General features: G+C 65.1%; 17 protein-coding genes. 8 read left to right on the forward strand and 9 right to left on the reverse strand.

The annotated features are described in order from the left end of the window. Positions 1-140 precede the first annotated feature (140 nt). The 3 genes from H8B02_RS21830 to H8B02_RS21840 all read right to left on the reverse strand — a co-directional run bounded on the left by H8B02_RS21830 (position 141) and on the right by H8B02_RS21840 (position 4,365). On the reverse strand, positions 141-2,351 hold the full coding sequence (locus H8B02_RS21830; protein WP_229168150.1) for a xanthine dehydrogenase family protein molybdopterin-binding subunit: 2,211 nt from the start codon (positions 2,349-2,351) through the stop codon (positions 141-143). Positions 2,352-2,361: 10 nt separating this feature from the next. Further along, positions 2,362-2,811, reverse strand: a complete 450-nt coding sequence (locus H8B02_RS21835) for a (2Fe-2S)-binding protein (RefSeq protein ID WP_229168152.1) — start codon at positions 2,809-2,811, stop codon at positions 2,362-2,364. 153 nt (positions 2,812-2,964) lie between these two features. Beyond that, positions 2,965-4,365: an MFS transporter gene (locus H8B02_RS21840; protein WP_229168153.1), complete on the reverse strand. Its 1,401-nt coding sequence runs from the start codon at positions 4,363-4,365 to the stop codon at positions 2,965-2,967. Positions 4,366-4,906: 541 nt separating this feature from the next. On the opposite strand from H8B02_RS21840, the gene H8B02_RS21845 reads away from it, so the two are divergent. Genes H8B02_RS21845 through H8B02_RS21860 form a run of 5 tightly spaced genes read left to right on the forward strand, consistent with a single transcriptional unit; the run spans position 4,907 to position 8,849 of the window. After that, positions 4,907-5,671 (forward strand): ABC transporter permease, encoded by a 765-nt coding sequence (locus H8B02_RS21845; protein WP_229168155.1) that lies wholly within the window; start codon positions 4,907-4,909, stop codon positions 5,669-5,671. Positions 5,672-5,673: 2 nt separating this feature from the next. After that, positions 5,674-6,681: an ABC transporter permease gene (locus H8B02_RS48585; protein ID WP_229168156.1), complete on the forward strand. Its 1,008-nt coding sequence runs from the start codon at positions 5,674-5,676 to the stop codon at positions 6,679-6,681. A 24-nt stretch (positions 6,682-6,705) separates the two neighbouring features. Beyond that, on the forward strand, positions 6,706-7,401 hold the full coding sequence (locus tag H8B02_RS21855; RefSeq protein WP_283842227.1) for an extracellular solute-binding protein: 696 nt from the start codon (positions 6,706-6,708) through the stop codon (positions 7,399-7,401). Then, positions 7,359-7,730 carry an ABC transporter substrate-binding protein gene (locus H8B02_RS48120; protein ID WP_312001109.1) on the forward strand — a complete coding sequence of 124 codons (372 nt, stop codon included), beginning with the start codon at positions 7,359-7,361 and terminating at the stop codon, positions 7,728-7,730. The genes H8B02_RS21855 and H8B02_RS48120 overlap by 43 nt, the downstream gene beginning before the upstream one ends. 15 nt (positions 7,731-7,745) lie before the next feature. Next, the gene (locus tag H8B02_RS21860; protein ID WP_229168157.1) at positions 7,746-8,849 is read left to right on the forward strand and encodes an ABC transporter ATP-binding protein; all 1,104 of its coding nucleotides are present in this window, start codon (positions 7,746-7,748) and stop codon (positions 8,847-8,849) included. A gap of 7 nt (positions 8,850-8,856) precedes the next feature. Here the strand turns inward: H8B02_RS21860 and H8B02_RS21865 are convergent, their stop codons facing one another. Both H8B02_RS21865 and H8B02_RS21870 read right to left on the reverse strand, forming a co-directional pair. Beyond that, the gene (locus H8B02_RS21865; RefSeq protein WP_229168158.1) at positions 8,857-9,837 is read right to left on the reverse strand and encodes a Bug family tripartite tricarboxylate transporter substrate binding protein; all 981 of its coding nucleotides are present in this window, start codon (positions 9,835-9,837) and stop codon (positions 8,857-8,859) included. A gap of 96 nt (positions 9,838-9,933) precedes the next feature. After that, the gene (locus H8B02_RS21870) at positions 9,934-10,722 is read right to left on the reverse strand and encodes an IclR family transcriptional regulator (RefSeq protein ID WP_229168160.1); all 789 of its coding nucleotides are present in this window, start codon (positions 10,720-10,722) and stop codon (positions 9,934-9,936) included. A 103-nt stretch (positions 10,723-10,825) separates the two neighbouring features. On the opposite strand from H8B02_RS21870, the gene H8B02_RS21875 reads away from it, so the two are divergent. The 3 genes from H8B02_RS21875 to H8B02_RS21885 are packed head-to-tail and all read left to right on the forward strand — an operon-like array spanning position 10,826 to position 15,934. Next, complete coding sequence (locus H8B02_RS21875) at positions 10,826-12,070, forward strand: acyl-CoA dehydrogenase family protein (protein WP_229168161.1); 1,245 nt, start codon at positions 10,826-10,828, stop codon at positions 12,068-12,070. Positions 12,071-12,119: 49 nt separating this feature from the next. Continuing rightward, the gene (locus H8B02_RS21880) at positions 12,120-13,940 is read left to right on the forward strand and encodes a flavin-containing monooxygenase (RefSeq protein ID WP_229168163.1); all 1,821 of its coding nucleotides are present in this window, start codon (positions 12,120-12,122) and stop codon (positions 13,938-13,940) included. Positions 13,941-13,990: 50 nt separating this feature from the next. After that, positions 13,991-15,934 carry an alkyl/aryl-sulfatase gene (locus H8B02_RS21885; RefSeq protein WP_229168165.1) on the forward strand — a complete coding sequence of 648 codons (1,944 nt, stop codon included), beginning with the start codon at positions 13,991-13,993 and terminating at the stop codon, positions 15,932-15,934. 141 nt (positions 15,935-16,075) lie between these two features. On the opposite strand, the gene H8B02_RS21890 is transcribed toward H8B02_RS21885, so the two are convergent. From H8B02_RS21890 to H8B02_RS21905, 4 genes are read right to left on the reverse strand one after another with little or no spacing between them, the layout of a single operon-like run. After that, the gene (locus H8B02_RS21890) at positions 16,076-16,780 is read right to left on the reverse strand and encodes an ABC transporter ATP-binding protein (protein WP_229168167.1); all 705 of its coding nucleotides are present in this window, start codon (positions 16,778-16,780) and stop codon (positions 16,076-16,078) included. Then, the gene (locus tag H8B02_RS21895; RefSeq protein ID WP_312001113.1) at positions 16,773-17,420 is read right to left on the reverse strand and encodes an ABC transporter ATP-binding protein; all 648 of its coding nucleotides are present in this window, start codon (positions 17,418-17,420) and stop codon (positions 16,773-16,775) included. The genes H8B02_RS21890 and H8B02_RS21895 overlap by 8 nt, the downstream gene beginning before the upstream one ends. After that, positions 17,323-18,519 (reverse strand): branched-chain amino acid ABC transporter permease, encoded by a 1,197-nt coding sequence (locus H8B02_RS21900; RefSeq protein WP_312001111.1) that lies wholly within the window; start codon positions 18,517-18,519, stop codon positions 17,323-17,325. Before H8B02_RS21900 ends, H8B02_RS21895 begins: the two co-directional genes overlap by 98 nt. Continuing rightward, on the reverse strand, positions 18,519-19,388 hold the full coding sequence (locus H8B02_RS21905; protein WP_229168171.1) for a branched-chain amino acid ABC transporter permease: 870 nt from the start codon (positions 19,386-19,388) through the stop codon (positions 18,519-18,521). The genes H8B02_RS21900 and H8B02_RS21905 overlap by 1 nt, the downstream gene beginning before the upstream one ends. Positions 19,389-19,395: the final 7 nt, after the last annotated feature.

The following is a 19,395-nucleotide window of genomic DNA, read 5'->3' on the forward strand; positions in this document are numbered from 1 at the left end:
CCAGCGCCGGACGCGCCAATGCCGCCGCTGCGACGGCAGCGGTGCCACGGACCACATCCCTGCGCGTCGGATGACGCGTGACGGCCATGCACGAGAACCCGGAAAAGGAAGCGGCGGCGGGGCCGCCGCTTCTGGTTTGATCAGGCGAAGGAGATGTTCTGGTTGCGCAGCGGGAAGCTGCGGATGCGTTTTCCCGTCGCGGCGAAATAGGCGTTGAGCACCGCCGGCGCCGCAACGCCGATGGTCGGCTCGCCGACGCCGCCCCAGAACCCGCCGCTGGGCACCATCACCGATTCCACCTTCGGCATTTCGTTGATGCGCATCGAGTTGTAGGTGTCGAAGTTGGTCTGCTCGATGCGGCCGTCCTTCACGGTGCAGCCGCCATAGAACAGTGCGCTGAGGCCGTAGACGAAGGAGCCCGCGATCTGCCGCTCCACCTGCGCCGGATTGACGACATAGCCGGGATCGGTGGAGGCGACGATACGATGCACCTTGATCTTGCTGCCGTCGGTCACCGAGATCTCGGCGGCTCCGGCAACGTAGCTGCCATAGCCCATCACCTGCGCGATGCCGCGATAGACGCCCTGCGGCGCCGGCGTGCCCCAGCCGATCTTCTCGGCGACGGCGTTGAGCACGGCGAGATGCTTGGGGTGCTTGCCCATCAGCTTGCGGCGGAATTCGAGCGGGTCCTGGCCGACGGCCTGAGCCAGCTCGTCCATGAAGCATTCCAGGTAGATCGCGTTGTGATTGACGTTGACGCCGCGCCAGAAGCCCGGCGGGACGTGCGGGTTGCGCATCGCATGCTCGACCAGCAAATTCGGCACCGAATAGCCGATCGCGGCCTCGCCGGATTGCGCGACGCCCTGGAACGCGGCAGGGTCCATGCCATTCTGCAGCGCTTCCGGCCGCACCGAGAACAGGATGGATTGACCCGACAGCCGGTAATGCAACGCGACCAGATTGTTGTCGGCATCGAACGCGCCGGTCAGCTTGCACTGGGTGATCGGGTGATACTTGCCGTGCTGCATGTCCTCTTCGCGCGACCATAACAGCTTGATCGGCGTGCCAGGCATCTGCTTGGCGATCGCCACCGCCTGACGGACATAGTCGGTCATGCCGCGCCGGCCGAAGCCGCCGCCGAGCATCAGCTTGTGCACGTCGACCTTCTCGGCCGGCAGGCCGGAGGCTTCGAGCGCCGCCGCGAACGCCGCCTCGCCATTCTGCGTGCCGCACCACACCTCGCATTTGTCCGGCGTGTAGAGCACGGTGGCGTTCATCGGCTCCATCGTGGCGTGGTTCTGGTAGGGATAGCTGTAGACAGCTTCCACCTTCTTGGCAGCAGCAGCGATCGCCGCCTTTGCATCGCCGTTCTGGTTGCCGACATAGGCCGGCTGCGCGTTGTCGAGACCTTCGGCGAGCCACTTCGCAATCGTCTCGCTGGAGACCTTCGCATTGTCGCCTTCGTCCCAGACGATCGGCAGCGCGTCCAGCGCGGTCTTGGCGTGCCACCAGGTGTCGGCGACGACGGCAACGGCGCTGTCGCCGACCGGCACCACCTTCTTGACGCCCTTCATGCCGGCGATCTTGGCTTCGTCAAAGCTCTTCACCTTGCCGCCGAACACCGGGCAGTCCTTGATCGCGGCGTTCAGCATGCCCGGCAGCTTGACGTCGATGCCATAGGTCATCTTGCCGGTGGTCTTGTCGACGGTATCGAGCCGCTTCAGGCCCTTGCCGGCGATGGTCCAGTCCTTCGGGTCCTTCAGCTTGACGTCGGCCGGCGGCTCGAGTTTGGCCGCAGCTTCCGCCACCTTGCCGTAGGTCGTGGTCTTGCCTGATGGCGTATGGGTGATGACTCCGTTGGAGACCTTGCACTCCGCGGCCGGCACCTTCCACTCGTTGGCCGCGGCCTGGATCAGCATCACCCGCGCGGTGGCGCCGCCCTTGCGGACATAGTCCTGCGAGGTGCGGATGCCGCGGCTGCCGCCGGTAGAGAAATCGCCCCAGGCGCGCTTGCGGGCGACGCTCTGGCCGGGCGTCGGGAATTCGGTCGTGACCTTCGACCAATCGCATTCCAGTTCTTCGGCGACGAGCTGGGCGAGGCCGGTGAGTGTGCCCTGGCCCATCTCGGAGCGGGCGATGCGGATCACCACGGTGTCGTCGGGCCGGATCACGACCCAGGCATTGACTTCAGGTGCGCCGTCGGCGGCGCGCACCACGGAGGGACCGCCGAACGGCAGATCGAGGCCGAGTGCGAGGCCGGCGCCGGCGGTTGCCGTGCCGATCACGAAGGCGCGGCGGTTGAGCCTTGAAGAGAGCTTTGGCATGACGTGCTGGTTGACTTGCAGATTCATCGCTGCCTCCTTATGCGTTTGCGGCAGCATGGATCGCCTCGCGCACCTGCTGGAAGGTGCCGCAGCGGCAGATATTGGTGATGGCGTCGTTGATGTCGTCGTCGCTCGGCTTCGGGTTTTCCTTCAAGAGCGCCGCGACCGCCATGATCATGCCGCTCTGGCAATAGCCGCATTGCGGCACGTCGTTCGCGATCCAGGCGAGCTGCACCTTGTGCATCACGCCGCCTGCCGCGAGGCCCTCGATGGTGGTGATGTCCTTGCCGGCCATCTCGCTCACCGTCACGCCGCAGGAGCGTATCGCGACGCCGTCGACATGCACCGTGCAGGCGCCGCATTGTGCAATGCCGCAGCCGTATTTGGTCCCCGTCAGTCCGACATTCTCTCTGATAGCCCACAGCAGTGGCGTATCGTCCTCGACGTCCACATTGATTGTCTTGCCGTTGATTTTGAGGTTTGCCATCGCTTTCCCCTGAATGGTCCAATCCTCCGATCGGACTTCAGCGCGATGTTGGCCTTGAAACTGGAACGGTTCAAATCAAGAAAACGCGTTTGCAGCGCGGAAGAAATTTGACGGCGCGGTGTTTGGTCGCGCCCCGCGCGCGCAACATGCCTGTCATGTCTTTTGCGGCGAAGCGACGGCCAGGCGCAGGAAGCTCATGACGCTGCCGAGCGCAGCAAAGCCTGCACCCAGCGCCAGCGCGACGGTGGCGCCCTCGCGATCGGCGAGTGCGAAGCAGAGCGCGGCCAGCGCAGCGCCGGTGGTCTGTCCGGTCAACCGCGCGGTTGCAACGATGCTGCTGGCGCTGCCGCTGCGATGCGACGGCGCGCTCGACATGATCGCCTTCATGTTGGGGGTCTGGAAGAAGCCGAAACCGATGCCGCAGATCATGGTGCGCCAGACGATGTTGGCGATGCCGGGCTCGGTCGGCAGGGTCGCGAGCAGCACCATGCCGAGGCCCAGCAGCAGCATGCCGATGCCGCCGAGGATACCGGCCGGATAGCGATCCGACAACCGGCCGCCGATCGGCGCCATGAAGGCGACCACCAGCGGCCAGGGCGTCATGAAGAAGCCGGTCTCGACCTGCGAGCGGTGCAGAATGTCCTCGAAGTAGAACGGCAGCGACACGAAGGCGAGTCCCTGCACAGCAAATGAGCAGACGGCGGTCGCGGCCGACAGCGCGAAGATCGGACGGCGGAACAGGTCGATCGGCAGCATCGGCGCCGGATGGTCGGCATGCCGTCGGGTCAGGATCCAGCCGAACATGAGGGCGCCGGCGAACTCCGAGATGACGAGCGCAGGCGCCGCCTTGTGGGCGGCGCTGCCGATGCTGATGATGAAGAGCCCGAGGCAGGCGCAGGCCAGCGCCGCGCCGGCGAAGTCAAAGGCGTGGGTGGCGCGCGGCGTCTTCGGCAGCGTCTTCATGCCGATCAGCAACGCGACGATGCCGAAGGGAATGTTGACGGCGAACAGCCAGGGCCACGGGCCGAGAGCGAGGATGCCGGAGGCGATGGTCGGCCCGAGCGACATGGCGCTCGCGACCACGAGCGCATTGTGGCCGAAGCCGCGGCCGAGCATCCGGCTCGGATAAACGAAGCGGACCAGCGCGGTGTTGACGCTCATCAGGCCGCTGGCGCCGAGCCCCTGCAAGGTGCGCGCGACCAAGAGGCTCGGCAGCGACCACGCCAGCGCACAGCCGAGTGACGCCAATGTGAACAGCAGGAGGCCGCCGATGTAGATCCGCTGGTGGCCGACGATTTCGCCGAGCGCGCCGAGCGGCAGCAGCGTCGCGACCAGGGCGATCTGGTAGACGTTGACGACCCAGACCACTTCGGCAGGGCTGACATGCAGATCGCTGGCGATCGCGGGCAGCGCGATGTTGGCGATCGCGGTATCGAGCGAGGCCATCGCCAGCGCCGTGAAGATCGCGGCCACCGCCCAGCGTCGACGTTCCCAGGGCAATCCATCAGTGATCGGCGCCGCTGCCGCGCCTGATATCGGGGTCTTCTCGAGCATGCCTGAAAATGTCTCCGGGACCGCCATGTACTACGGCGGCATTCCGTTCCCCAGCCGCGCCATTGCATGATGCGTATGCGAAGGGGCCTTGCCGGGAACGCGCCGCCAGGCTGCGGCCGTGGACCCGTCTCGCGGCGAAGTTTGTTCGCTTTTTCCGAATTATCTCGTGACGTGTCCCCGCATGTCGTCCTGGCGAAAGCCAGGACCCATTACCCCAAATGAGAATTGTTGCGCGATGCTGGGGCCACGATCTCGTCTACAATCAAGTGCGGTGGTTATGGTCCTGGTCCCCGTGCGCAATTGCGCACTAGGCCAGGGCGCCGCCAGCAACTTGCGCCGCGGAGTATGGGTCCCTGCTTTCGCAGGGACGACACTGAGATTGTGGCGCGTGAGCGCGATCGATCAAATTCGTGTTCCCGCGCTGCGTCACAGAAGCGCGGCGAAGCGACTTTCGGATAGCTTGCGTCACAGTCGCGATCGACTACGCTTGGCATATAAGCAGGCGCGACGTCAGATCGGGCCGCAAGAGGGGACGCGCGCATTGCACGGACAGACCGACTGGCGCAGCGAAGCCATGCGAAGCGCCAGGGAGGGAATCCGGCGCCGCGCATTCACCGGCCTCTGGGCCGCGGCGCTGCTGGCGATCCTCGGCTTCCTGGTCATCTATCCCGTCTTGATGCTGCTGCTCGGCGCGCTCACCGACACCAACCCCGTGGTCGACGGCATCCGCCTCAGCCTGAGCCATCTGTCGATCGCCAATTTCCTCGCCGTGCTTGCCAATCCGAATGTCGGCGAAGCGCTGCTCAACACGCTGATTGCCTGCGGCGGCGGCACCGTCATCGCGGTCGCGATCGGGCTGTTCTTCTCGTGGATCGTGGTACGCACCAACACGCCGTTCAAGGGCTTCATCGCCGCAGCCAGCATCCTGCCGCTGTTCGCGCCGCCGCTGGTGGCGGGCGTGGCCTGGGCGATCCTCGGCTCGCCGAAGACCGGGTTGATCAACACGATGTTCAAGTGGCTGGGCTCCGACCTGCGCATCGATCTCTATTCGATGTGGGGCCTGGTGTTCGTGTTCGGCATCTACTACGCGCCCTATGTCTATATGTTCACATCGTCGGCGCTGCGCAACATGGACCCGAGCCTGGAGGAGGCCGCGGAAATCTCCGGCGCCAGCGCGTTCGCCACCCTGTTCACGGTGACGTTTCCGCTGATCATGCCGGCGATCGTCTCGGGCGTGCTGCTGTCGTTCATCGTGATGCTCGGCATCTACGGCATCCCGGCCGTGCTCGGCGCGCGACCAATCTGAGCGTGCTCACGACCTACATCTTCAAGCTCACCAACTGGTCGCCGCCGCTCTACAACACCGCGGCCGCCGTCGCGATCATCCTGATGATGGTCACGGGGCTCCTGGTCTATCTGCAGCAGAAATTGCTGAGCGGGCGCAGCTACACGACTGTTGCGGGCAAGGCGTTCCGGCCGCGCAGCCTCGATCTCGGGCCATGGCGCTGGCTCACCTTCGCGCTCGGGATCGTCTACCTCATCATTGTGGTGGTGCTGCCGTCGCTGGCGCTGATCGTCGCCGCCTTCCGCAAGTTCATGTTCATCCGCGACGCCGCCAGCCTGTTCGACATGCGGCAATATTCGCTGACGCATTTCGAGAGCATCTTCGACAATCCGCTGACGATGAAATCGATCTACAACGCGACCGAGGTCGGCGTCATCACCGCTGTCGTCGGCGGCGCCCTCGCTTTTGCGATCGGCTACACCATTCATCGCACCCGCGTCGCCGGACGCAGCGCCATCGACCTGATCTCGACGCTACCGGTCGCGATCCCCGGGCTCGTGGTCGGCGTCGCCTATCTCTGGGCCTGGATCGGCGTTCCCGGCGGGCTCTACGGCACGATCTGGATTCTCGCGCTCGCCTTCATCGCGCGCTTCATGCCCGACACCGTGAAGGCGCTGTCGACCTCATTCCTGCAGATCCACCGCGAGCTCGAGGAGGCCGCCTGGGTCTGCGGCCGCGGCATGCTGGGCACCATCAGGACGATCGTGCTGCCGCTGGCGCGGCCGGGCGTGCTGGCGTCGATGACGCTGCTGTTCGTGCTGGCGATCCGCGAACTCGGCTCGTCGCTGTTCCTCTACACCAGCAACACCATGGTGATGTCGGTGTTGCTGCTCGACTACTACGAGGGCGGCAATATCGGCAAGACCGCGGCGTTCAGCCTGGTGCAGACCGTGCTGCTCGGTGTCCTGATCGGCGGCGCCAACTGGCTGTCGCGCGGGGCGGCGCAGGGCAATGTGGCGCGGACCGGATAACGATAAACGAGGGAAGGATTGGCGATGGATAGACGAACCTTCACCACACTGACCTTGCCGGGCGTCGCAACGCTTGCGCTGGCGCCGGCCGCGCGGGCGCAGGAGTTCGGCTCGGCGGAATTGATTGCCGCGGCAAAGGCCGAGGGCAAGCTCGTGTTCTACACGGCGAATTTCGCCGAGATCGAGCAGCAGGTGATCAAGGCGTTCAACAAGCGCTTTCCCGAGATCAAGGTCGAGATGGTCCGCGCGCCCGGTGGGCAGCTCATCACCCGCGTGAAGACTGAAGCCGCGGCAGGCAAGCTGATCGCCGACGTTGTTGACCACTCCGATCGAGCGCTGATGCAGCCGCTGGAGGATCTGTTCCAGGACTATGCGCCGCCGAACGCGGCCGATTACAGCAAGGACGCGCTGATCTCGTCGAAGCTCTGGCCGCGCGCCACCATCGCCTGGTCGATCGGCTACAACACCGAGCTGGTGAAGGATCCGCCGAAATCCTGGATGGACCTGACCAAGCCGCAATATGACAAGCTGATCGGGCAGGTGTTCGCGCAGTCCGGCGGCACCACCTGGACGCGGATCATGTTCGAGCGCCAGGTGCTCGGCGAGCATTACTGGGCCAGGCAGGCCGCGACCCATCCAGTGCTGTATCCCTCCGGCGCGCGACGGCCGACGCGCTGGTGCGCGGTGAGATCGCGATCGCGCCGTTGCTCTACAACGTGATCTATCAAAAGAAGAAGGACGGTGCGCCGATCGAGATCTTCTTTCCGCCCGAGGGGGCTCCGGTCAATCCCTATGCGAGCGGCATTCCGAAGACGGCTGCCCATCCCAATGCGGCAAAGCTGTTCCTGAACTGGTGCCTGTCGAAGGAAGGACAGACCTTCATGATCAAGGAGCTCGGCAATCTCACCTCGCTGAAGGAACCGCCGGCCTTTCCGGAGGGGTTCGATCCTAAGGTGGTCAAGCTCTGGTATCCGAAGTTCGACGATTACGTGAAGCTGCATGCGGCATGGGTGGCGGAGTGGGACAAGACGTTTGGTTACCGGCAATAGGCTGATGGTGCAGCGATGACGGCAACGCTCGAGGTAAGCGATCTCAGGAAACAGTTTGCGATCGGCCGCCCGGCGATCGACGGCGTCAGCTTTGGCGTGCCGGCCGGCGAGATCGTGGTGCTGCTCGGGCCGTCCGGCTGCGGCAAGACCACGACGCTGCGCTGCGTCGCCGGGCTCGAGCATCCGACCGATGGCGAGATCAGCATTTCCGGGCGGGTGGTGTCGTCGCCGGCGCGCGGCATTCTGGTGCCGCCGCGCTTGCGCAACCTCGGCATGGTGTTCCAGTCCTATGCGGTGTGGCCGCATATGACGGTGCGGCAGAACGTGGTCTATCCGCTGAAGCACCGGACGATCGGGCGCACCGATGCCGCCCGCATGGTCGACGACGCATTGGCGCTGGTCGGGCTGTCCGATTATGCCGATCGGCCCGTGGTGGCGCTCTCAGGCGGGCAAATGCAGCGCGTCGCGCTGGCGCGCAGCATGGTGTACCGGCCGCAACTCTTGCTGCTCGACGAGCCGCTGTCGAATCTCGATGCCAAATTGCGCCTGCGGCTGCGCGACGATCTTCGCGTCATCCTCAAGCAGACCGGGATGACCGCGCTCTATGTCACCCATGATCAGGCCGAGGCGGTCGTGCTCGGCGACCGGATCGGCGTGATGCGCGACGGCAAGCTGTTGCAGATGGACACGCCCGACGTGATCTACAACCGCCCGGCCGATCTGTTCGTCGCCAATTTCACCGGCGCGACCAACGAGCTCGCCGGCACGCTGGTCGCGTGTAACGGCGGCTATGGCGTGGTCGATTTCGGCGATGGCCGGCGAGGTGAGGTCGCGCTGTTCCAGGCGCTGGCTCCCGACGAGAAGGTGCGGGTGGCGCTGCGGCCCGAGAACATCGCGATCGGCCGGCCCGATGGCGCCAATACATTTGCGGCAAAGGTGCTCGACCGGCGCTACCAGGGCACGCAGACCGCCTACGGCCTCGAGCTGTTCGGCAAACGGCTGGAGGCGATCGAGCTCGGCACCGCCGCGCGCCATCAGGTCGGCGTCGAGGCACAGGTCGCGCTGCCGCGCGAATGCCTGTGGGCTTACCGTGACAATGGGCCGGCACCCCCTGACTGAGCAGAAGCTATTGCAGCGCCATGCCTGCGGACTTGATCACGGTCGTCAGCTTCTGCTGATCGGCCTTCATCAGCGTGGCGAGCTCATCGAGCGACATCGGCTTGCCCGGAATGTTGGCGAGCGACAGCTGGCGCTGCACGTCGGGGTTCTGCAATGCCTTGTTGATCGCCGCATTGATCTTCGCAAGCAGCGGCGCCGGCGTCGCGGCCGGCACGTAGATGCCGTACCAGGGAACGTAGGCGGCCTCGGCAAAGCCGGCTTCGGCGATGGTCGGGACGTCGGGCAGGTCGGGGACGCGCTTGTCGGTGAAGACCGCGAGCGGCTTGACGCTGCCGGCCTTGATATGCGGCAGCGCAAGTTCGAGCGAGACGATCTCGAAATGCATCAGGTTGGTCATCAGGTCGATCAGCGCCTGCGGCTGGCCCTTGTAGCCGACATTGGTCAGCTTGATGCCGGCGGCCTGAAACAGTTTCTGGGCGCTGAGGTCGATCGACGATCCCGTGCCGGGATTGCCGAAGTTGAACTGTCCGGGCTGCTTGCGCGCGAGCTCGACGAATTCGCCGATGCTCTTCACCGGCATCGACGGGTGCACCAGCGCCACGCTTTGATTCCAGACCGCGAGGCCGACGCACCTGAAATCCCTTGCCGCGTTCCAGCCGGCGTCCTTGTAGAGATCCGGGTTGACCAGCAGCGCGGGGCCGGTGACGACCCAAGTGTAGCCGTCCGGCTCGCTGCGCGCGACGGCGGCGGTGCCGATATTGCTGTTGCCGCCTGGGCGCGCCTCCACCACGACGGTCTGCTTCCAGTCGCGGCCGACCTGCTCGGTCACAGCGCGCGCGACGATGTCGACGATGCCGCCGGCAGGGTAGGGCACGATGATGTGGATCGGCCGGCTCGGATAATTGTCCTGCGCGTTGGCGCCGGCGCCAACCAGCAGGACGGATGAGGTGGTCGCGAGCAGTCGAATGGCGGTTGCGATGCCGCGCATGTCTCCCTCCCCATATCTGCCGCATCGTCTGCGCGATGCGCACTTTTAATGCATGACCTCTTCGGAAAACCGCTTCACACTTTTCCGGATCATGCCCTAGTCGTTGGCCACCAGCGAGCGGATGCTGCGGGCGAGCCCGAGTATGCGCGGCCCGCATTCGCGCTCGATCTGCTCGGCGCTGAAGCGGAACGAGGGGATGCCGCAATTGACCGACAGGCACTCGCCGGAGGGCGTGCGGTAGAGCGGGGCGGCGACGCCGAAGATCTCGCGGCGCCATTCGCCGAGCGAGACCGCGAAGCCGCGCTCGTTGCAGAGTTCGACGTCCGGCAGCGTGCGCCGTTCGACGTAGTCGAGCTCCTCAGGGCGCTCGGCCTTCACACGCGCGACATAGGCGTCGCGTTCGTCCTGCGTGAACAGCGACAGCAGCGCGCGCCCGACCGCAGTCGGCGCCAGCGAAGAGACAAAGCCGACGTCAGGCACGTGCGGCACCGCGTCCGTCGTGCGCAGCGTTTCGACATAAATGAAGTCGAGCCCGAACGGCATCGCGATCGACACCGTGCCGCCGGTATAGGCCGCGAAGTCGCGCATCAGCGGACGCGCGAGCTGGCGGACCTTCAGCGACGACAGCACCGGATAGGCGGCGGCAAGCACGCCAAGCCCGAGCACGAAGCGGCCCTTGGCGTCGCGCTTGAGATAGCCGAGCTGCTCCAGCGTGTAGGTCAGGCGCGAGACGGTCGGCCGCGACAGGCCGGTGTGCTCGGCAAGCTCCGCATTCGAGAGCGGGCCGGTGTGGTTGCGGAAGGCGGCCAGCAGATCGAGCCCGTGCGCCAGGGTGGTCGCAAAGGAGGGATCCGCCTGGGATTCGAGAGAGGACAATGCCGTCATACGAAATAATGGTCCAAAACAGATAGAGATGTCAATATATCGAAATGAATTTGCAAATCGTTTCGATATGGGTTTATCTCCCGGCCAAAAGACGGGAGGCGGCATGGATTTCGATCTGTCCGAACGGTCGGAACGCTGGCGGCAAGATCTGTTGGCCTTCTTCGAGAAGGCGGTGCTGCCGCGCCATCGCGCCTGGCTCGACCATGTCCGCGAGCACAGCGACACGCCGCCCTTCATGGCCGAGCTGCAGCAACAGGCGCGTGCGGCGGGCCTGTGGAATCTCGGTCTGCCCGAATTGGCGGACGATGAACCGGGCACGCGCCTCTCCAATCTCGACTACGCGCCGCTGGCGGAGATCATGGGCCGGCTGTTCTGGGCGCCGGAGGTGTTCAACTGCCAGGCGCCCGACGTGCCGAACATGATCGCGTTGCAGGCCTGCGCGACGCCGGCGCAGAAGAAGCGTTGGCTGGCGCCGCTGCTCAACGCCGAGACGCGCTCCGCCTTCGGCATGACCGAGCCCGATGTCGCCTCATCCGACGCCACCAACATCGCAACGCGGATGGTGCGCGACGGCGACCACTACATCATCAACGGCCGCAAATGGTTCATCACCGGTGCTGCGCATCCGCGCTGCAGCTTCCTGATCGTGATGGGCGTGACCGACGCCGGCGCCGAGCGCACCAGCCGGCATTCTTGCATCATCGTGCCGATGGATGCGCCCGGCGTGCGGCTGGTGCGGCGGCTGCGCTGGATGGGTTGCGAAGATCATACGGCGCCGATTGGCGAACTGGTGTTCGACAATGTACGCGTGCCGGTCGAAAATCTGCTCGGCGCCGAGGGCGAGGGTTTCAAGGTCGCGCAGATCCGGCTCGGTCCGGCGCGCATCCACCATTGCATGCGCTCGATCGGGCTCTGCGAGCTGCTGATCGAGCTGATGATGGCGCGTGCCGCGGAGCGCAGTGCATTCGGGCGTGCCGTGATCCAGTACGACACCGTCCAGCGCTGGATCGCTGAAGCCCGCGTCGAGCTGGAGCAGGCGCGGCTGCTCGCCTGGCGCTGCGCCTGGCGGCTCGATCAGGCCGGCCATCACGGCGCCTGGCGCGACGTCTCGCTGATCAAGGTCGCGGTGCCCGCGATGCTGCAGAAGATCGCCGACCGCGCGATGCAGGTGTTCGGCGCGATGGGCGGCTCAGACGATACGCCGATCCATCAGGCGCTGGCGTGGGGACGCCTGCTCCGGATCGGCGACGGGCCCGACGAGGTGCATTTGCGGCAGATCTTCCGGATGGAGCCGATGCCGGAATGGTCGATCGCCAATTCGCCCTATCTTGCTGCCCATCCCGCCTGAGCGGCGCTACAGTGTCCACCGAATGACCTTGAAACGAGGCGCCCTTCCGATGACGATGACCGAGCAAGCCCGAGACGCAAAGCCCGCCGCGATCGACAAGGCGCGGCTGCGCCTGAAATACCAGGAGGAGCGCAACAAGCGGCTGCGTCCCGACGGCAATGACCAGTATCTGCAGATCAAGGGCCAGCTCGCGCATTATCTCGAGGATCCCTACACGCCGGTGGTGGAGCGCGCGCCGAAGACCGACCATGTCACCTTTGCCTTCATCGGCGGCGGCTTTGCCGGGCTCGCCACCGCGGCGCGGCTGACCGAGGCCGGGGTAAAGGATGTCCGCATTGTCGAGAAGGGCGGCGATTTCGGCGGCACCTGGTACTGGAACAGGTATCCCGGCGCGCAGTGCGACACGGCGTCGATGGTCTATATGCCGCTGCTCGAAGAGACCGGCCACATGCCGACGGAGAAATACGCGCATGCGCCCGAAATCCTGGCGCACTGCCAGCGGATCGGCCGGCAGTTCAATCTCTACGACAACGTGCTGTTTCACACCGAGGTGACGAGCCTCGACTGGGACGCGGCGCAATCGCGCTGGATCGTCCGCACCACCAGGGGCGACGCCTTCACCGCGCAATATGTCGGCATCGGCACCGGCCCGCTGCACGTGCCGAAATTGCCCGGCATTCCCGGTATAGAGCGCTTCAAGGGCCACTCGTTCCACACCAGCCGGTGGGATTACGACTACACCGGCGGCGATCCCCGGGGCGCGCTGATGGACAAGCTTGCCGACAAGCGCGTCGGCATCATCGGCACCGGCGCAACGTCGGTGCAATGCATTCCGTACCTCGCGCGCGCCTGCAAGCAGCTCTACGTATTCCAGCGCACGCCGTCGTCGGTCGACGTGCGCGGCAACGGCCCGATCGACCCGGATTGGTTCGCCGATATCGCAACGCCGGGCTGGCAACAGCGCTGGCTGGAGAATTTCACCGCCAACCAGGCCGGTGGATCGGCCGAGGAAGACCTGGTGCAGGACGGCTGGACCGATCTGTCGAAGCGGATCCGCGCCAAGGTCATGCTGCTGCCGCGCGAGCAGCGGACCGTGGAAAACATGCGGGCGGTCTTCGAGGATTCCGACTTCGAGAAGATGGAGGAGATCCGCAACCGGGTCGACAGCATCGTCGGCGACCCCGAGACGGCCAGAAATCTCAAGGCCTGGTATGGCCAGCTCTGCAAGCGGCCATGCTTCCACGACGCCTATCTTCAGGCCTTCAACACGCCGGGCACGCATCTGGTGGATACCGACGGCAAGGGTGTCGAAGAGATCACCAAGAACGGGATCGTCGTCGCGGGCAAGGAATACAAGCTCGACTGCATCATCTACGCGTCGGGCTTCGAGGTGGGGACCGAATATCGACGCCGCGCGGGCTTCGATCTGACCGGCCGCGACGGCCTCAAGCTGTCGGAGCATTGGGCCAAGGGTATGCGCACCAAGCACGGCATTCACGTGCATGGCTTCCCCAACGTGTTCTTCGTGCAGCCGACGCAGGGCGCCAACCTCATTTCCAACGTGCCGCACAACTTGACGGAAGCGGCGCGGACCATCGCCTTGATGGTCGCTCATGCGCAGGACAATGGCTTCAAGGAAATCGAAGTGAGCAAGGAGGCCGAGGATCGCTGGGTCGAGCTGCTGCTGACCGCGGTCGGCCGAATGATCGGCGGGCCCGATTGCACACCCGGCTATTACAACAATGAGGGACGCGAGCCCGGGCCTGCCGCCAAGCTCAATGTCGGCTATCCGGCGGGCGCGTTGGCCTACTTCAAATACATCGATGGCTGGCGGCGCAGCGGCCAGTTCGAAGGCATGCAATTCCGCTGAGGGATGCGCGACCGGGACTGTTCTTCGCCAAACGAGGGAGTGCTTGAGTAATGACCCAGACAATCGCAGGTGAGACGTCGCATGAACTTCCGAAGGCGGCATCCGCGCCGGTCATCGCGCAGCACGAGGCGACGCTGAAGGCGCTGCCGTTCGCCGACACCAGGGATTTCGACGACGCCGCGCGCGGCTTCCTCGGCACCATCGAAAACGCGCGCGTCACCTCGGCCCAGGGCAGGGTGGTCTGGAGCCTCGAGCCTTACGGCTTCCTCTCCGAGGAGAAGGCGCCCGCGACCGTCGATCCGAGCCTGTGGCGGCAGTCGCGGCTCAACATGCATCACGGCCTGTTCGAGGTGGTGCCGGGCGTCTACCAGGTGCGCGGGCTCGACATCGCCAACATGACGCTGATCGAGGGCGACAAGGGCGTCATCGTGGTCGACACCCTGACCTCGATCGAGGGCGCACGCGCCGCGATGGAGCTGTACTTCCAGCATCGCGGCAAGCGGCCGGTCGCGGCCGTCATCTTCACCCATACCCACACCGACCATTGGGGCGGCGCGCGCGGCGTGCTCGACGACGCCATGCTGGCCGCGGGCGTGCCGATCATCGCGCCGAACTTCTTCATGGAGCACGCGGTCTCCGAGAACATCATCGCGGGTCCGGCGATGCTGCGCCGCGCGCAATACCAGTTCGGACCGTTCCTTGCCAAGGGCGTGCGCGGCCAGGTCGATTGCGGCTTGGGCAAGACAATGGCGGCGGGCGGTGTGGCGCTGCTGCGGCCGACCGATCTGATCATCGCGACCGGTGACAAGCGCGTGATCGACGGCGTCGAGTTCGAATTCCAGATGGCGCCGAACAGCGAAGCGCCGGCGGAGATGCACTTCTTCATTCCGCGCTACAAGCTGCTGAACCTCGCGGAGAACTGCACGCACAATTTCCACAACCTGCTGCCGTTCCGCGGCGCCGATGTGCGCGATGCGCTGGCGTGGTCGAAATATCTCGGCGAGGCGCTGCAGATGTGGGGCGGCAAGGCGGAAGCGATGTGCGGCCAGCACCATTGGCCGGTGTGGGGGCGGGAGCGCATCGACACCATGATCCGCCAGCAGCGCGACCTGTATAAATACGCGCATGACCAGACCATCCGGCTGATGAACCACGGCCTCAATGCGGCCGAGATTGCCGAGACGATCCGCCTGCCCTCGAGCCTCGAAGGCGCCTGGCACGGCCGCGGCTATTACGGTCACATCAGGCACAATGTGAAGGCGATCTACCAGAAATATCTCGGCTGGTACGACGCCAATCCGGTCAATCTCGATTCCTTGCCGCCGGTCGATGCCGGCAAGAAGTATGTCGAGTATATGGGCGGCGCCGACGCGATCCTGAAACGCGCCACCGCCGATTTCGCCAAGGGTGAATTCCGTTTTGTGGCGCAGGTGGTCAGCCACCTCGTGTTCGCCGAGCCTGATAATCAGGCGGCGCGCGCACTGCTGGCCGACACGTTCGAGCAACTCGGCTACGCCGCCGAGAGCTCGACCTGGCGCAACGCCTATCTGTTCGGCGCCCAGGAGCTGCGGCAGGGCATGCCGAAGACGCCGCCGCGCTCGCCGATGCCGCGCGAGACGCTGGCTGCACTCCGCACCGAGCAGCTCTGGGACGTGCTCGGCGTCCGCCTCAACGGCCCCAAGGCCGAGGGCAAGCGCATCGTGCTGAACTGGAATTTTACCGACACGGGCGAGAGCTTCATCCTCAATCTCGAGAATTCGGCGCTGACCTACGTCAAGGGTGCGCAGGCAGCCGACGCGCTCGCCAGCTTCACCCTGGCGCGCAGCGTGCTGGACGAAGTCATCGCCAAGCTGACCACGTTCCCGGAGGCGGTCGGCGCCGGCAAGGTGAAGGTATCAGGTGAGCCGCTGCGGCTCGGCGAGCTGATGATGCTGATGGACGAATTCCCGCGGATGTTCGAGATCGTCGAGCCGAAGCGGACAGTGGTGACGTAGCGCCGCGTGCAGAATTACAACCGTCACCCTGAGGAGCGCGCTCTTGCGCGCGTCTCGAAGGGTCGACGGCCACCGGCCGGGCCGTGCATCCTTCGAGACGCGCTTCGCGCTCCTCAGGATGGCGGGCTGGCAGACGATGGCTCAAATCCCGAGATACGCCGCCTGCACCTGCTTGTTGCCCGCGAGTTCGACGCTGGAGCCCTGCATGATCACGTTGCCGCTTTCCAGCACATAGGCGCGTTGCACCAGCGACAGCGCGCGGCTGACATTCTGCTCCACCAAGAGGATCGCGGTGCCCATCTTGTGGATCTCGCCGATCTTCTCGAAGGTGACGTCGGTCATGACAGGCGCAAGGCCCAGCGACGGCTCGTCCAGCATCAGCAGGCGCGGCTTCAGCATCAATCCGCGGCCGACCGCGACCATCTGTTGCTCGCCGCCGCTCATGGTGCCGGCAAGCTGCTTCCTGCGCTCGGCGAGGCGCGGGAAGATGCTGTAGACGAGCTCCATCGTACGCGCACGATCCGCCTTGGCCTTCGGCGTGTAGGCGCCGATCTCGAGATTCTCCTGCACCGTCATTTCGGGAAATACCTGACGCCCTTCCGGGACGTGCGCGATGCCGAGCTCGGGGATGCGGTAGGGCGGCAGCGTCGCGAGGTCGACGCCGTCGAACGTGACCTTGCCTGCGAACAGCTTGACGAGGCCGGAGACCGCGCGCAGCGTCGTGCTCTTGCCGGCGCCGTTGGCCCCCAGCAGGCCGACGGCTTCGCCCTCGCCGATCGAGATGCTGACGTCGGTGATGGCGGGGACCGAGCCGTAGCTGGCGCTGACGCGGGAGAGCTCAAGCATGGGCGTCGCCCTGCGCCGGCGGATGCACGTAGGAGCCGAGATAGGCGCGGATCACTTCCGGATTCTCCACGATCTCCTTTGGCGTACCCTCGGCGATCTTCTGGCCGTGGTCGAGCACCACGATGTGACGGGCCACCGCCATGATCGCGCGCATCACATGCTCGACGATCACGATGGTCAGGCCGCGGGCCGAGAGTTTCTTCACCAGCGCCACCGCCTGGTCGATCTCGGCCGGGTTGAGGCCGGCCATCACCTCGTCGAGAAGCAGGATCCGTGGCTGGGTCGCCAGCGCCCGCGCCATCTCCAGCCGGCGCTGGTCGATGGTGGTGAGGTCCTTGGCCGGTGTCTGCTCCTTGGCGCCGAGGCCGACGAATTCGATCGCCTCAAGCGCCTTGTTGCGTGCGGCGGCGATATGGCGGTCGCGCAGGAAGGCGCCGGTCATGACATTGGCGAGCACCGTCATCGCGCCGAACGGCTTTGCCACCTGGAAGGTGCGGGCGAGGCCGAGCGCGCAGACGTCATGCGGTCTGAGGCCCACGACCTCATGGCCGAAGGCGAGCACAGATCCGGAGTCCGGGCGATGAAATCCCGTGATCAAATGAAAGCTCGTGGTCTTGCCGGCGCCGTTTGGCCCGATCAGCGCGACCGTCTCGTTCTCCTGCACGGTGAAGCTGACGTCCTGCACCGCGCGCAGGCCGCCGAACCGCTTGCTGAGACCCTTGACGACCAATGCTTCCGCCATCGCAACGACCCTCAGGCGCGCGCGGCTTGCGCCGGACATAGCGGTGATAGACGTCGGTCGCAAACCCGATCAGCCCGGTTGGGCGCCACAGGATCACGGCCATCAGGATCAGGCTGTAGACCGTGAGCTGGATGCCGCCGACCGAGCTGCCGAGCCAGCTTTGCAGCAGCGCCGAGGTGGTCTCCAGCAGCACGGTGCCGATCACGGGCCCCCACAATGTGCCGATGCCGCCGACGATCGAGACCAGCGCCGCCTCGATCGAGACGCTGAAGCTGAACGCGGTCGCCGGATCGATGAAGTAGATGTACTGGGTGTAGAAGGTGCCGGCGAGCGCGGTCAGGAACGCGCTGATCATGTAGATGTCGCGCTTGACCTTCGGTGCGTTGACGCCGACCGCCTCGGCCGCATCCTCATCCTCGCCGATCGCAACGAGATAGTAGCCGATCCAGGATTTCTCGATTTCGTGGGTGATCCACAGCCCGACCACGAGCAGTCCCAGCACGACGTAATAATACGACGACTTGTCCTCGAACTGCATCATCAGCGGCGCGCTGCCGAGGTTCGGGATCGTGGTGCCCTCGGCGCCCCAGGCGAAGTCGCGGAATTTCAGGAAGATCAGCATCAGCACCTGGGCGGTCGCGATGGTGGCGATGGTGAAATAGGGACCGCGCAGGCGGAAGCACAGCCAGCCGATTGGCAGGCTCGCGAGCATTGCGACCACGCCGCCCGCGATCATCCCGATCCAGGGCGAGATGCCGTAGTTCACCTGCATGATGGTCGAGGTGTAGGCGCCGAGCCCGAAATAAGCGGCATGTCCGAGCGAGAGCTGCTTGGCATAGCCGCCCATCAGGTTCCAGGCGACGCCGATGAAGGAGAACAGCAGGATGCGGATGAAGATGTCGATCGCAAACGACGAGGTGACGAACTGGGGCAGGACGAGCATGGCGGCGGCCCCGATCACCAGCCACAGCCATTTCAGTTTTCCTGAGGTCTGCATCAGCGGCCCCTCCTGGCACCGAGGCCGCTCGGCCTGAAGGCAAGCGTCAACAGCAGCAGTGCGAACACCACGATCAGGCCGGAATCGGCGCCGACGAACTGGATGCCGAGCGATTCCGCCACGCCCATCATCAGGCTCGCGACCAGCGCGCCCATCACATTGCCGAGCGTGCCCATCACGACGGCGACGAAGGCCATCAGCACGAACACCTGGCCGACAAACGGATAGGCCGAATAGAACGGCATCAAGAGCGAGCCGGCGGCACCGGCCAGCGCCAGCGCGGTGCCGAACGCGACCGCGAACACTCGGTTCGGATTGATCCCCATCAGCATCGCGACGTCGCGGTTCTGCGACGCCGCGCGCATGGCGCGGCCGAGATCGGTGGTGTGCAGGAATACCCAGAGCAGCCCGCTGAGCGCCATCGCGACCGCAAAGGCGATCAGTTTTGCCACCGGAATGTACAGCCCGCCGATGTGCCACGCTTCATCCGAATAGAAGGTATGAACGGTGCGGTAGTTGGCGCTGAACAGCATAAGCGAAAGATTGAGCAGCAATAGCGACAGCGCAAAGGTCAGGAAGATCTGCGGCATGTCGTTCGGCCCGAGCACCCTGCGGATCAGGAAGTGCTGGATCAGGACGCCGGCGAGGAACAGCACCGGCATCGAGACCACCAGCGAGACCAGCGGATCGATGCCGAACTGGGTAGCGAGGAAGAACGAGATATACATCCCGATCATCACGAATTCGCCCTGGGCGAAATTGACGATCTTGACCACGCCGAAGATCAGCGTGACGCCGATGCTGACCAGCGCGTAGATGCCGCCGATGAGCAGGCCGTTGATGACAGCCTGGGCCAGTGTCTCCCACATGCGATGC

The sequence above is a fragment of the Bradyrhizobium altum genome, assembly GCF_020889705.1.
Classification (GTDB): domain Bacteria; phylum Pseudomonadota; class Alphaproteobacteria; order Rhizobiales; family Xanthobacteraceae; genus Bradyrhizobium; species Bradyrhizobium altum.